This is a genomic window from Pseudomonas sp. MF4836, assembly GCF_002018875.1.
GTDB lineage: Bacteria > Pseudomonadota > Gammaproteobacteria > Pseudomonadales > Pseudomonadaceae > Aquipseudomonas.
The window spans coordinates 85,417-97,855 of the sequence record NZ_MVOL01000018.1 but is presented as its reverse complement, the minus strand read 5'-3'; the positions used below and the strand labels follow the sequence as shown (position 1 = coordinate 97,855).

Annotated in this window: 14 protein-coding genes; 8 read left to right on the top strand and 6 right to left on the bottom strand. The window is 63.2% G+C overall.

Translation table 11 applies throughout. The features are described from left to right. Positions 1-19: 19 nt before the first annotated feature. The 4 genes from MF4836_RS30930 to pilG form a co-directional block, all read right to left on the bottom strand. Positions 20-2,083 (bottom strand): methyl-accepting chemotaxis protein, encoded by a 2,064-nt coding sequence (locus tag MF4836_RS30930; RefSeq protein WP_078473542.1) that lies wholly within the window; start codon positions 2,081-2,083, stop codon positions 20-22. Positions 2,084-2,168: 85 nt separating this feature from the next. Next, positions 2,169-2,708 (bottom strand): chemotaxis protein CheW, encoded by a 540-nt coding sequence (locus MF4836_RS30925; protein WP_078473541.1) that lies wholly within the window; start codon positions 2,706-2,708, stop codon positions 2,169-2,171. Between the two features lie 11 nt (positions 2,709-2,719). Next, on the bottom strand, positions 2,720-3,085 hold the full coding sequence (gene pilH / locus MF4836_RS30920; RefSeq protein ID WP_020295795.1) for a twitching motility response regulator PilH: 366 nt from the start codon (positions 3,083-3,085) through the stop codon (positions 2,720-2,722). Positions 3,086-3,128: 43 nt separating this feature from the next. Next, complete coding sequence (gene pilG / locus MF4836_RS30915) at positions 3,129-3,536, bottom strand: twitching motility response regulator PilG (RefSeq protein ID WP_020295796.1); 408 nt, start codon at positions 3,534-3,536, stop codon at positions 3,129-3,131. Between the two features lie 238 nt (positions 3,537-3,774). On the opposite strand from pilG, the gene gshB reads away from it, so the two are divergent. From gshB to MF4836_RS30880, 7 genes are all read left to right on the top strand, one after another. Then, positions 3,775-4,746, top strand: a complete 972-nt coding sequence (gshB, locus tag MF4836_RS30910; protein WP_078473540.1) for a glutathione synthase — start codon at positions 3,775-3,777, stop codon at positions 4,744-4,746. A gap of 127 nt (positions 4,747-4,873) precedes the next feature. Continuing rightward, on the top strand, positions 4,874-5,785 hold the full coding sequence (locus MF4836_RS30905; RefSeq protein WP_078473539.1) for an energy transducer TonB: 912 nt from the start codon (positions 4,874-4,876) through the stop codon (positions 5,783-5,785). Positions 5,786-5,925: 140 nt separating this feature from the next. Continuing rightward, entirely contained in the window at positions 5,926-6,495 is a 570-nt protein-coding gene (locus MF4836_RS30900; RefSeq protein WP_020295799.1) for a YqgE/AlgH family protein, read from the top strand. Continuing rightward, a complete protein-coding gene (gene ruvX, locus MF4836_RS30895) occupies positions 6,495-6,932 on the top strand; it encodes a Holliday junction resolvase RuvX (protein WP_020295800.1) in 438 nt (145 codons plus the stop codon). Before MF4836_RS30900 ends, ruvX begins: the two co-directional genes overlap by 1 nt. Positions 6,933-7,051: 119 nt before the next feature. Further along, positions 7,052-7,558, top strand: coding sequence for a bifunctional pyr operon transcriptional regulator/uracil phosphoribosyltransferase PyrR (gene pyrR, locus MF4836_RS30890; RefSeq protein WP_020295801.1), 507 nt, complete (start codon positions 7,052-7,054; stop codon positions 7,556-7,558). Positions 7,559-7,584: 26 nt separating this feature from the next. Next, complete coding sequence (locus tag MF4836_RS30885) at positions 7,585-8,589, top strand: aspartate carbamoyltransferase catalytic subunit (protein ID WP_078473538.1); 1,005 nt, start codon at positions 7,585-7,587, stop codon at positions 8,587-8,589. Continuing rightward, positions 8,586-9,857, top strand: a complete 1,272-nt coding sequence (locus MF4836_RS30880; RefSeq protein ID WP_078473537.1) for a dihydroorotase — start codon at positions 8,586-8,588, stop codon at positions 9,855-9,857. Before MF4836_RS30885 ends, MF4836_RS30880 begins: the two co-directional genes overlap by 4 nt. Before the next feature lie 107 nt (positions 9,858-9,964). Here the strand turns inward: MF4836_RS30880 and MF4836_RS30875 are convergent, their stop codons facing one another. Next, positions 9,965-10,384: an NINE protein gene (locus MF4836_RS30875; RefSeq protein ID WP_078473536.1), complete on the bottom strand. Its 420-nt coding sequence runs from the start codon at positions 10,382-10,384 to the stop codon at positions 9,965-9,967. Between the two features lie 250 nt (positions 10,385-10,634). Between MF4836_RS30875 and MF4836_RS30870 the strand changes: the two genes are divergently transcribed. Further along, entirely contained in the window at positions 10,635-11,258 is a 624-nt protein-coding gene (locus tag MF4836_RS30870; RefSeq protein WP_078473535.1) for a C40 family peptidase, read from the top strand. A 117-nt stretch (positions 11,259-11,375) separates the two neighbouring features. Here MF4836_RS30870 and MF4836_RS30865 read toward each other — a convergent pair whose 3' ends face one another. After that, on the bottom strand, positions 11,376-12,410 hold the full coding sequence (locus MF4836_RS30865; protein ID WP_078473534.1) for a type IV pilus twitching motility protein PilT: 1,035 nt from the start codon (positions 12,408-12,410) through the stop codon (positions 11,376-11,378). Positions 12,411-12,439 lie beyond the last annotated feature (29 nt).

The window sequence follows — 12,439 nt, the reverse complement described above, 5'->3', positions numbered from 1 at the left end:
GTCAAAGTCTTCGTCTGCCTTAGCGTTTGTCACCCGGGGCGAGTTCCCGAGAGGCCGGCAAGGTGAAGCCGGACACCGAACGCCGCAGTTGGCTGGCCATTTTTGCCAGGTTGCCAATGCTTTCAGCCGTCGCGGTGGAACCGGACGAAGTTTGTGAGGTGATCTGCTGGATCACGTTCATGGTCAGGGAAATCTGCCCGGCCGATGAGGTCTGCTGCTGCGCCGCATTGGAAATGCTCTGGATCAGCGCCGCCAGGGTCTTGGACACGCCTTCGATTTCTTCCAGAGCCACCCCGGCGTCCTGGGCCAGGCGCGCACCGCGCACCACTTCGGAGGTGGTCTGCTCCATGGAGATTACCGCTTCGTTGGTGTCGGTCTGGATCGCCCGCACCAGGGTCTCGATCTGCCGCGTGGCCGCCGAAGAGCGCTCGGCCAGACGCTGCACCTCATCGGCCACCACTGCAAAACCGCGCCCGGCGTCCCCGGCCATGGAGGCCTGGATCGCCGCGTTCAGGGCGAGGATGTTGGTCTGGTCGGCGATGTCGTCGATCAGACTGACAATGTCGCCGATCTCCTGGGAAGACTCACCCAGACGCTTGATGCGCTTGGCGGTGTCCTGGATCTGCTCGCGGATGTTGTCCATGCCGTGGATGGTGTTGTGCACCACCTCATTGCCCTTGTTGGCGATCTCCACCGAACGCTCGGCCACCGCCGACGACTCGGCAGCGTTGGCCGAGACCTGGTCGATGGACTGGGCCATGTCGTTGATCGCGGTGGAGGCTTCGGAAATCTGCTGCGCCTGATGCTCCGAGGCTTCGGCCAGTTGCATGGCGGTGGCCTGGGTTTCCTGCACGGCACCGGCCACCTGGCCGGCGGTGAGGTTGATGGTGGCCACCAGGTCGCGCAGTTGGTCGACGGAATAGTTGATCGAGTCGGCGATGGTTCCGGTGAAGTCTTCGGTGACCGAGGCCGTCACCGTCAGGTCGCCGTCGGCCAGGTCTTCGATTTCATCCAGCAGGCGCATGATCGCGTTCTGGTTGCGCTCGTTCTTTTCAGCGGTCTCGCGCAGTTGGCGATTGGTCTCGCGCACCATCACCAGGCCGATCAGGATGATCGACATCAGCGCCAGCAACCCCAGGACATAACCACCAATGGTGTCCAGGGAGCGGCCACCGGCCAGGTTCTCAAAACCGTTGGCCAGGCGCGAGGCTTCATCGAGCAGGGTTTGCGAGAGGCTGAAGATATTGCTCGCGGACTCGCGAACCTGGAACAGCTCGGGAGAGGTTTCGAGGATTTCATCCACCGAGCCCGACACGAACTCGAACAGCTCGGAGATCTCGGCCAGCCGGGCGCGGGCATCACGGTCTTCGACCTGGCTGATCTTCAGCGCCGGATTGCCCTGCAACATGCCGTTCAGCACCTGGCCAAAGCGTGCCGCATCGCGCCCGAAGGCATCGGCGGCCTGGACCGCATTCTCATCCCCGGCGAGCACGGTGTTCACCGCGCCCAGGATCCGTTCCGCCAGCAGCGACTGACGCTGAGCCACGGCCACCTGGGCCGCCGGCGCGCCACGCTGGAGGAGGATTTCGACCACCTTCTCGTACTCCACCTGCAGTTGCGGCACGGTTTCCGCGAGGGTCGCGGCCACTTGATGCAAGGACAGCACGGTCTGTTCGCTGGCAAGAATGGCGTCGGTGTTCTTCAGCAGTTTTTCCCAGTCCTGCTGCACGGCGTGCATTTCATCGCGCACGGCCAGCGGCGCGCCGGGCAGGCCGGTGGCCGGGTCGCCTTTTTTCAGGTAACCCCAGCGCTGGGCAAAATCGTTGCGCGCATCACTCAGCAGCTTGAACGCGGCAGCCTTGCCGGCGGCGGCTTCGGTGGCGTTCTTGGCAATGCGCTGGGACAGCACCCGCAGCTCGCCGGCGTGGCCGATGTACTGCTTGTCGTAGGTGGCCTGGGTGTTGAGGTAAGCGAAGTTGGCGAACAGCAGCATGATGAAAATGATCAGCGCGATAAACAGCACGATGATCTGCGAGCGGCTGCGCGAACCTTCCACGGGCTTGGCGGTTTTGGCTTTTATCATCGATCAGGCCTGTGGCGAGCGAGCATGCCCGCGTTGTAAGTGCACAGCGCTCATGACGGGCCCCGCGGCGGCGATGCCTGGCGGTTCACGGCGCTACATCCATAAATCCCGAGGAACCGGCCAGGGCAAAGGGGCTGAACACCTGCCACACCTGGTCGCGCTCGAAACGGCCTTGCAGGTAGGGCGCGATCGCCCCCTGGGCCGGCTCGGTCACGCTGGCTTGCAGGCTGTCCTGGGCAAAATGCTGCATGCCGACGACTTCATCCACCATCAGCCCAGCAAACACCTCTTTGTGCTCGACCACCAGCACCCGACGTTGCTTGCGCAGTGCCGAGAGCTCATGGCCGAGGAAACCGCACAGGTCCATGACCGGCAGCAGCCGCCCCCGCAGATTGGCCACGCCCTTGACCCAGGATTTCACCCCGGGCAGGACGGTGTAGCGCGGTTCATGCAGGACTTCGCTGACTTCGCCCATGGGCGCCACGTACCACTGCTCACCGATGCGAAAGCCGATCCCGCTCCAGCTGTGCTGGCGGGTTTCCTGGGACGGCAGGTCCGCCGCCAGCAGGCGGCAGCGCCGATCGATATCGAGCAGCAGCTCGAACGCGGTTTGCGACTCGGCCATGGCGCTGGCCGTCAGCCGGCCAGAACGTTGTTCAGGGTCTTGATCAGGGTTTCTTCATCCACCGGCTTGGTCAGGTAGTCCTTGGCGCCCTGGCGGGTGCCCCAGACCTTGTCGGTCTCCTGATCCTTGGTGGTGATGATGATCACCGGGATATGGCTGGTTTCGGCGTCCTTGGTCAGCTGGCGGGTCGCCTGGAAGCCATTGAGGCCTGGCATGACGATATCCATCAGCACCGCGTCGGGTTTTTCCTGGCGGGCCAGGGCGACGCCGTCCGCGCCGTTTTCGGCCTTGAGGACTTCATGACCGTGCTTTTCCAGCATGCCGGTCAGTTTGTACATTTCAGTCGGCGAATCATCGACGATCAGAATACGTGCCATGGTCTTCCCCATACGAATAGGCGTTCGGCCCCTTGGCTGAACGTCAATGTGCTTGTTCTACTGCGGCGAAGCCCGGGACATGGGCCTTGATCGCGTTCAGCAGTTCTTCCTTGCTAAAGGGCTTGGTCAAAAACTGGTCGGAACCGACGATGCGGCCCTTGGCCTTGTCGAACAGACCGTCCTTGGAGGACAGCATAATCACCGGCGTGGACTTGAAGGCACTGTTGTTCTTGATCAGGGCGCAGGTCTGATAGCCATCGAGGCGCGGCATCATGATGTCGACAAAAATGATCCCGGGGTGATGATCGGCAATCTTGGCCAGGGCCTCGAAACCGTCAACCGCAGTGATGACTTCACAGCCCACGTTCTTGAGCAGCGTTTCAGCCGTGCGGCGAATCGTCTTCGAGTCATCGATCACCATCACCTTCAAGGCGCTGGAATGCTGTTCCATATTCTGCTCTACCATCGCCACAGCGAATCGATTTAATGCCGGTACCGCCTGGTAAAGCCCCAAACCCTTGATGTTCAAGGCCTGGGCGCGGCATGCGAGCCTTTTTAGCATACTCTCAGAATGCAATCTATCGGCCGACCGGCAAGGCGGTTTTTCCTTGACCGGGAACCGCCCGAGCGCCACTCTGACGCCACTTTTTCAAGCCATTGCGCCCACTAAATTTTCGAGGAAACAGCCCATGAGCGTTCGCGTCGGGATTGTCATGGACCCTATCGCCAGCATCTCCTATAAAAAGGACAGCTCGCTGGCCATGCTGCTGGCCGCCCAGGCCCGCGGCTGGACCCTGTTCTACATGGAACAGCGCGACCTCTACCAGGGCGCGGGCGAGGCACGGGCACGCATGCGTCCGCTGCAAGTCTTTGCCAACCCGGAAAAATGGTTCGAGCTGCAAGACGAAATCGACAGCCCGCTGAGCGATCTGGACGTCATCCTGATGCGCAAGGACCCGCCGTTCGACATGGAGTTCGTCTACTCCACCTACCTGCTGGAGCAGGCCGAGCGCGCCGGAGTGCTGGTGGTCAACAAGCCGCAGAGCCTGCGCGACTGCAACGAGAAGCTGTTCGCCACGCTGTTCCCGCAGTGCACGCCGCCGACCGTGGTCAGCCGCCGCGCGGACGTGCTGCGTGAATTTGCCGCGCAACATGGCGACGTGATCCTCAAGCCCCTGGACGGCATGGGCGGCACCTCGATCTTCCGCCACCGCGCCGGCGACCCGAACCTGTCGGTGATCCTGGAAACCCTGACCGCCCTGGGCGCCCAGCAGATCATGGGCCAGGCCTACCTGCCGGCGATCAAGGATGGCGACAAGCGCATCTTGATGATCGACGGCGAGCCGGTGCCTTATTGCCTGGCGCGAATCCCGGCCGCCGGTGAAACCCGGGGCAACCTTGCCGCCGGCGGACGTGGCGAAGCCCGCCCGCTGACCGACAAGGACCGCTGGATTGCCGCTCAGGTCGGCCCAACCCTGCGGGAGAAAGGCCTGCTGTTCGTCGGCCTGGATGTGATCGGCGAGCACCTGACGGAAATCAACGTCACCAGCCCGACCTGCATCCGCGAAATCGACAATGCGTTTGGCACCAACATCGGTGCGCTGCTGATGGATGCCATCGAGGCCAAGCTGCAAGTGGCAAGCCGCAAGCCACAAGCTTGATGTGGATCATGTACAGCCTGTCGCTTGTCGCTTGAAGCTCGCAGCTTGAAACCAACATTGCGTTATCATGCGCCGCCTGTGAAACGCGCGATGTTGGTTTTGTGATGCCTCCTGTGATGTTGAACCGATGACACTCCCGTCCGACCTGCCCCTCGACCTCCCTCCCGAGCTCGCGCATAGCGGTGTGCGTGCGGCTGATCGTCTCGGTTTCACCCTGTTTCTCGCCGCCCTCCTGCACCTGGCGCTGATTCTCGGCCTGGGCTTCTCCTTCGCCGAACCCAAGCAGATCACCAAGACCCTGGAAATCACCCTCGCCACCTTCAAAAGCGAGACCAAGCCGAAGAAGGCCGATTTCCTGGCCCAGGACAACCAGCAGGGCAGCGGCACCCTGGACAAGAAGGCGATCCCCAAGACCACCGAGGTTGCGCCGTTCCAGGACAACCAGGTGAACAAGGTCACGCCGCCGCCCGCCGCCAAGCCCGAGGTCAAGGAAGCCGCGCCCAAGGCCGCCGTCGCCACCACCGCGCCAAAACCGAAAAAGACCGTCACCAAGCGCGAAGAGGTCAAGACCGAAGCCGCGCCCAAGCCTGCGGCGCCGACCTTCGACAGCTCGCAGCTGTCCAGCGAGATCTCCAGCCTCGAAGCCGAACTGGCCAATGAGCAGCAGCTGTATGCCAAGCGCCCGCGCATCCACCGCCTGAGCGCGGCCTCGACCATGCGCGACAAGGGCGCCTGGTATAAGGACGAATGGCGCAAGAAGGTCGAGCGCATCGGCAACCTCAATTACCCCGAGGAAGCCCGGCGCAAGCAGATTTACGGCAACCTGCGACTGATGGTCTCGATCAACCGCGACGGCTCGCTGTATGAAGTGCTGGTGCTGGAGTCGTCCGGCCAGCCGCTGCTGGACCAGGCGGCGCAACGCATCGTGCGCCTGGCCGCGCCTTTTGCCCCTTTTACCGGTGACCTGTCGGATATCGACCGCCTGGAAATCATTCGCACCTGGAAGTTTGCCCGGGGCGACAAGCTTTCCAGCAACTGACGCCCTGTCCGTGGCCAGGGAGCCTGCTCGCCCTCGACCCGGCACTTCGGACCGAAGGCAGCAGCTGGCCCCACGCCACCGGGCCAACCGCAGTGATCACCAGCTTGTCAGTTTGCCCCTCCAACGCCACACTAGCGCACATGAAAAACGTCAGCCCCAGTTACCTCAAGCATCACTTCCTGATCGCCATGCCCCATATGGCCGACCCGAACTTTGCGCACACCTTGACTTACATCGTCGAGCACAACGCCAATGGCGCCATGGGGCTGGTAGTCAATCGCCCGCAGGAACTGAGCCTTGCCGACATTCTCGAGCAACTGCGCCCCGATGTTGAAACGCCACTGCTGTGCGAGCACGTGCCGATTTTCAGCGGCGGCCCGGTGCAGACCGATCGCGGTTTTGTCCTGCACCCCAGCGGCCTGACCTTCCAGGCCACGGTCGAGCTCGAAGGCCTGGCGCTGTCCACCTCCCAGGACGTGCTGTTCGCCATCGCCGACGGTGAAGGCCCGCAGAAAAGCCTGATCGCCCTGGGCTACGCCGGCTGGGAAGCCGGGCAACTGGAGGCCGAACTGGCCGACAACGCCTGGCTGACCTGCCCGTTCGATGCCGACATCCTGTTCAACACCAGCAGCGAACTGCGCCTGGAAGCGGCCGCGCGGCACCTGGGGATCAACCTCAACCTGCTCACCAGCCAGGCGGGGCACGCCTGATGGCCTTGCGACTGATCCTCGGTTTCGACTACGGCACCAAACAGATCGGCGTCGCCGTCGGCCAGGCGATCACCGCCCAGGCCCGCGAGCTGTGCACGCTGAAGGCGCAGAACGGCATTCCCGACTGGAATCAGGTCGAAGCCCTGATCAAGGAATGGAAGCCCGACGCCGTAGTCGTCGGCCTGCCGCTGAATATGGACGGCAGCCCCAGCGACATGTGCGTGCGCGCCGAAAAGTTCGCCCGGCGCCTCAACGGCCGCTACAACCTGCCCTTCTATACCCACGATGAACGCCTGACCACCTTCGAGGCCAAGGGCGAACGCCTGACCCGGGGTGGGCAAAAGGGCAGCTACCGCGACAACCCGGTCGACGCCATCGCCGCCGCCCTGCTGCTGCAAGGCTGGCTCGACGAAAACGCAGCCTTGCTCGAACACTGAACCGCCCGATCCTGAAGATGCGTGGCTGCCCCAGCCACACGCCTCCTGGCCACAACACCAGCCGTAAGACTCCGCACCCGGCTCCACGCAGCCGGGCGCGGGCCCACGAAGGAGCAACCATGAGCCTGCCCAATCCCGTCGAACTGATCAGCCAGATGGCCGCTGATCTCAACGCCCACCTGGCCAAGCGCAAGATCAGCGAGCCGCGCTATATCGGCATTCGCACCGGTGGTGTCTGGGTCGCCCAGGCCCTGCTGGAAGCGCTGGGCAGCGACTCGCCGTTGGGCACGCTGGATGTGTCGTTCTATCGCGATGACTTCAGCCAGAACGGCCTGCACCCGCAAGTGCGGCCTTCGGAGCTGCCGTTCGAGATTGAAGGCCAGCACCTGGTGCTGATCGATGACGTGTTGATGAGCGGCCGGACCATCCGCGCCGCCCTCAACGAACTGTTCGATTACGGCCGCCCGGCCAGCGTGACCCTGGTCTGCCTGCTGGACCTGGACGCCGGCGAACTGCCGATCCGCCCGAATGTGGTGGGTGCGACCTTGTCGCTGGCCGCCCATGAGCGGGTAAAATTGTCCGGCCCCGCGCCACTGCAACTCGAACTGCAAGACCTCGCCCTTTGACACGCCCCTTTAAAGAGTCCATTGCGATGACGCCTCCAGACGCCAAGCGCCCGCTGCAGCTCAATGATCAGGGCCAGCTGCGCCACTTCCTGTCGCTCGACGGCCTGCGCCGCGAGCTGCTGACAGAAATCCTCGACACCGCCGACTCGTTCCTTGAAGTCGGCGCCCGGGCGGTGAAAAAAGTCCCGTTGCTGCGCGGCAAGACCGTGTGCAACGTGTTCTTCGAAAACTCCACCCGTACCCGCACCACCTTCGAACTGGCGGCCCAGCGCCTGTCGGCGGACGTGATCACGCTGAACGTGTCCACCTCCTCGGCGAGCAAGGGTGAAACCCTGCTCGACACCCTGCGCAACCTGGAAGCCATGGCCGCCGACATGTTCGTGGTGCGCCACGGCGACTCCGGCGCCGCGCACTTCATCGCCGAACACGTGTGCCCGCAAGTGGCGATCATCAACGGCGGCGACGGCCGGCACGCGCACCCGACCCAGGGCATGCTCGACATGCTGACCATCCGCCGGCACAAGGGCGGCTTCGGGAACCTGTCGGTGGCCATCGTCGGCGACATCCTGCACTCGCGGGTGGCTCGTTCGAACATGCTGGCCCTCAAGACCCTCGGTTGCCCGGACATCCGGGTGATCGCGCCCAAGACCCTGCTGCCGATCGGCATCGAGCAGTACGGGGTCAAGGTCTACACCGACATGACCGAAGGCCTGAAGGATGTCGACGTGGTGATCATGCTGCGCCTGCAACGCGAGCGCATGCAGGGCGGCCTGCTGCCCAGCGAAGGCGAGTTCTACCGCCTGTTCGGCCTGACCACCGCGCGCCTGGCCGGAGCCAAGCCGGACGCCATCGTCATGCACCCGGGCCCGATCAACCGCGGCGTGGAGATCGAATCGGCGGTGGCCGACGGCCCGCATTCGGTGATTCTCAACCAGGTGACCTACGGCATCGCGGTACGCATGGCCGTACTGTCCATGGCCATGAGCGGGCAGACCGCCCAGCGACAATTCGAGCAGGAGAACGCCCAGTGAAGCTCAGCATTCTCGGCGCCCGCGTCATAGATCCAAGCAGCGGGCTGGATCAAGTCACTGATTTGCACCTGGAAGCCGGCAAGATCGTCGCCATTGGCGCTGCCCCGGCCGATTTCAACGCCACCCAACGCATCGACGCCAAAGGCCTGGTGGCCGCCCCCGGGCTGGTGGACCTGAGTGTCGCCCTGCGCGAACCGGGCTACAGCCGCAAAGGCAGCATCGCCAGCGAAACCCGGGCTGCTGCTGCCGGTGGCGTCACCAGCCTGTGCTGCCCACCGCACACCAAACCGGTGCTGGACACCTCGGCGGTGACCGAGCTGATCCTCGACCGTGCTCGCGAAGCCGGCAATACCAAGGTGTTCCCCATCGGCGCCCTGAGCAAAGGCCTGGAAGGCGAGCAGCTTGCAGAACTCATCGCGTTGCGCGACGCCGGCTGCGTGGCGTTCGGCAATGGCCTGGAGAGCTTTCGCAGCACCCGCACCCTGTGCCGTGCCCTGGAATACGCTGCAACCTTCGACCTGACCGTGATTTTCCACTCCCAGGACCGCGACCTGGCCGAAGGCGGCCTGGCCCACGAAGGCGCCACCGCCAGCTTCCTCGGCTTGCCGGGGATTCCAGAGACCGCAGAAACCGTGGCCCTGGCCCGGGACCTGCTGCTGGTGGAGCAAAGCGGCGTACGCGCGCACTTCAGCCAGCTGACCAGCGCCCGGGGTGTGGCGCTGATCGCCCAGGCCCAGGCTCGCGGCCTGCCGGTGACTGCCGATGTGGCGCTGTATCAGCTGATCCTGACGGATGAAGCCTTGATCGACTTCTCCAGCCTGTATCACGTGCAGCCGCCCCTGCGTTCGCGGGCGGACCGCGACGGGCTGCGTGAGGCGGTGAAATCCGGGGTGGTCCAGGCCATTTCCAGCCACCACCAACCCCACGAGCGCGACGCCAAGCTGGCGCCGTTCGGCGCCACCGAGCCGGGCATCAGCAGCGTCGAGCTATTGCTGCCACTGGCTCTGACCCTGGTGGAAGATGGCTTGCTGGACCTGCCGACCCTGCTCGCCCGCCTCAGTGCCGGCCCGGCCGATGCCCTGCGCCTGCCTGCCGGCAAGCTCGCGGTAGGCGCCCCGGCCGACCTGGTGCTGTTCGACCCGACCAGCTCCACCGTGGCCGGTGAACACTGGCTGTCCAAAGGCGAAAACTGCCCGTTCCTCGGCCACAGCCTGCCCGGCATGGTGCGCTACACCCTGGTGGATGGGCGCATCAGCTACCAGGCGTGACTGTAGGCGCGGTGGTGTGGCAGGTGGGTGCTGGTTGATGCAGAGGGCCAGCGCAGCCTCGCACGACTCGACAGCGGCTACAGGTTGTAGCCGCTGTTTGAGTCAGGTTAACGCCGCTTGGCGTTTTCCAGGGAGACCTGATCGTTCAGGGTCCAGAAGTCGTAGAGCACACCCAGGAAGAACAGCCCGCCTGTCAGCAGGTACAACAGGCCACTGATCCATTTGCCCTGGTACATGCGATGCACGCCAAACACCCCGAGAAAGGTCAGCAGCACCCAGGCCACGCTGTATTCGACCGGGCCGGCGGTAAACCGCAGGTCCGCTTCACGGTCCATGGCCGGAATCAGGAACAGGTCGATCAGCCAGCCAATCCCCAATAAGCCCAAGGTGAAAAACCAGATCGTACCGGTCACCGGCTTGCCGTAATAAAAGCGGTGCGCACCGGTAAAACCGAAAATCCACAACAGATAACCAATCACCTTGCTGTGGGTGTCCTGCGGTGAAACATCCTGACGATAGGTGTTCATTGATGACCTCATTCCACGCAATAGATAAATATTCTTTAATTCTTTGTGACTTTTTTACAGGCTGCCGACGTATGGGAAATGTTAAAGTCCCTCCCGCCAAAGCCCCGTACCGCCTGAGTTCTGACGGACAATTGCGTCAATTTGCCGCTACTTTGCAGAAGTTGACCTCCAGGTTGAATCGACAAACGGCCTCGGAACAGACAAAAAAGCTGTTATAAAGTTGCGCGCTAACCCATAAGAGCCTTGCCTAATGCGTCCATTTTTCAAGACATGGCTAACCATTTGCCTATTAATGCCACTGGCCGCCCACGCCACCAACCGTGAGCAACGTCTTCCCAACATTAACGGTTACACCCCGAAATCCCATGTTTCGCCGGTAACCGCCAAGAACAAGCAAAGCATCAAGGGCCCGACTCACCTGAGCAAGGCCGACAGCAAGCTGGTCCCGCAAATGGCGACCAAGCAGAGCAGCAACGTACTGAGTCGCGCCGTCAACGTCCTGGGTACTCCCTATCGTTGGGGCGGCAGCAGCCCAAGTAAAGGCTTCGATTGCAGCGGGCTGGTGAAATACGCGTTTAATGATGTGGCAGCGGTGGATCTGCCTCGCACGTCCAATGCCATGGCCAGCGGCCACGGGCAGAAGGTCGAGCGCAAGGACCTCAAGCCGGGCGACCTGCTGTTTTTCAACATCAAGAGCCGCAAGGTCAACCACGTTGCCATCTACCTGGGCAATGACCGCTTTATCCACGCCCCGCGCCGTGGCAAGGCCGTGTCGATCGACACCCTGAAAAAGCCGTACTGGGATAACCACTACGTGGTTGCCAAGCGCGTCCTGCCTAAAGAGCAGAACGCACTGCGTGTGGTTCAGCGCTGACCGCCAGCCCGAACGCAATACCTCTATCGCCGGCAAGCCGGCCCCTACAGGTCTCATGGCCTTGCCGGGGTCGCCTTGCCGGCGATGGCGTTTCTGGCGCCGCACAAAATCCCTCGCTCACAGCCCCTGCGGCGTCCGGGCCTTCTCCCGAGCATGTTCCGGGCTGATCAGCCCCGCACTCAGCAGCGCCTTCAAGCTCATGTCCAGGGTGCGCATGCCCACCGCGCCGCCGGTCTGGATCGCCGAATACATCTGCGCCACCTTGTCTTCGCGGATCAGGTTACGGATCGCCGGGCTGCCGAGCATGATTTCGTGCGCCGCCACCCGCCCACCGCCGATGCGCTTGACCAGCACCTGGGCGATCACCGCCTGCAGCGACTCGGCCAGCATCGAACGCACCAGGGCCTTCTCCTGGGCCGGAAACACGTCCACCAGCCGATCGATGCTTTTCGCCGCCGAGGTGGTGTGCAGGGTGCCGAACACCAGGTGCCCGGTCTCTGCGGCGGTCAATGCCAGGCGAATGGTTTCCAGGTCCCGCAGTTCGCCCACCAGGATCACATTCGGGTCTTCGCGCAGGGCCGCGCGCAACGCCGCGGCAAAACTTCGGGTATCACGCAGGACTTCGCGCTGGTTGATCAGGCACTGCCTGGGCGAATGGATGAACTCGATGGGGTCTTCGATGGTGAGAATGTGTTGTTGGCGGTGTTGATTGAGGTGGTCGATCATCGCTGCCAGGGTGGTGGACTTGCCGGACCCGGTCGGCCCCGTTACCAGCACCAGGCCATGGGGTAAGGCGGTAATCTGGCGAAACACTTCGCCCATCCCCAACTGCTCCATACTCGGCACCTGCGCGGGAATGGCGCGCAAGACCCCGGCAGCGCCGCGGCTTTGATGGAAGGCATTCACCCGAAAACGCCCGATTCCCGGCAGTTCGTAGGAAAAATCCAGGTCAAGGGTTGCCGCGAATTCCGCCCGCTGCGCCTCGCTCATCAGCCCCTGGAGCATGGCCTGCACCTGCTGCGGCTCAAGCGCCGCCATCTCGCTGCGGACAATCTCGCCATCAACCCGCAGCATCGGCGGCAAACCTGCGCTAAGGTGCAAGTCCGACGCGCCCTGTGCAACGCACAAGGCCAGCAACTCAGGGATGTCCATAGTGCCTCCCAATTCCAGTAGAATGCCGC

Excerpts from the sequence above, each read along its gene's own strand:
- pyrR (WP_020295801.1), top strand. The coding sequence starts at position 7,052 with ATGAGCCTGCCCAATCCCGTCGAACTGATCAGCCAGATGGCCGCTGAT.
- pilG (WP_020295796.1), bottom strand. The coding sequence starts at position 3,536 with ATGGAACAGCATTCCAGCGCCTTGAAGGTGATGGTGATCGATGACTCG.
- ruvX (WP_020295800.1), top strand. The coding sequence starts at position 6,495 with ATGGCCTTGCGACTGATCCTCGGTTTCGACTACGGCACCAAACAGATC.
- pilH (WP_020295795.1), bottom strand. The coding sequence starts at position 3,085 with ATGGCACGTATTCTGATCGTCGATGATTCGCCGACTGAAATGTACAAA.
- MF4836_RS30900 (WP_020295799.1), top strand. The coding sequence starts at position 5,926 with ATGAAAAACGTCAGCCCCAGTTACCTCAAGCATCACTTCCTGATCGCC.
- MF4836_RS30885 (WP_078473538.1), top strand. The coding sequence starts at position 7,585 with ATGACGCCTCCAGACGCCAAGCGCCCGCTGCAGCTCAATGATCAGGGC.
- MF4836_RS30925 (WP_078473541.1), bottom strand. The coding sequence starts at position 2,708 with ATGGCCGAGTCGCAAACCGCGTTCGAGCTGCTGCTCGATATCGATCGG.
- gshB (WP_078473540.1), top strand. The coding sequence starts at position 3,775 with ATGAGCGTTCGCGTCGGGATTGTCATGGACCCTATCGCCAGCATCTCC.
- MF4836_RS30930 (WP_078473542.1), bottom strand. The coding sequence starts at position 2,083 with ATGATAAAAGCCAAAACCGCCAAGCCCGTGGAAGGTTCGCGCAGCCGC.
- MF4836_RS30865 (WP_078473534.1), bottom strand. The coding sequence starts at position 12,410 with ATGGACATCCCTGAGTTGCTGGCCTTGTGCGTTGCACAGGGCGCGTCG.
- MF4836_RS30870 (WP_078473535.1), top strand. The coding sequence starts at position 10,635 with ATGCGTCCATTTTTCAAGACATGGCTAACCATTTGCCTATTAATGCCA.
- MF4836_RS30875 (WP_078473536.1), bottom strand. The coding sequence starts at position 10,384 with ATGAACACCTATCGTCAGGATGTTTCACCGCAGGACACCCACAGCAAG.
- MF4836_RS30905 (WP_078473539.1), top strand. The coding sequence starts at position 4,874 with ATGACACTCCCGTCCGACCTGCCCCTCGACCTCCCTCCCGAGCTCGCG.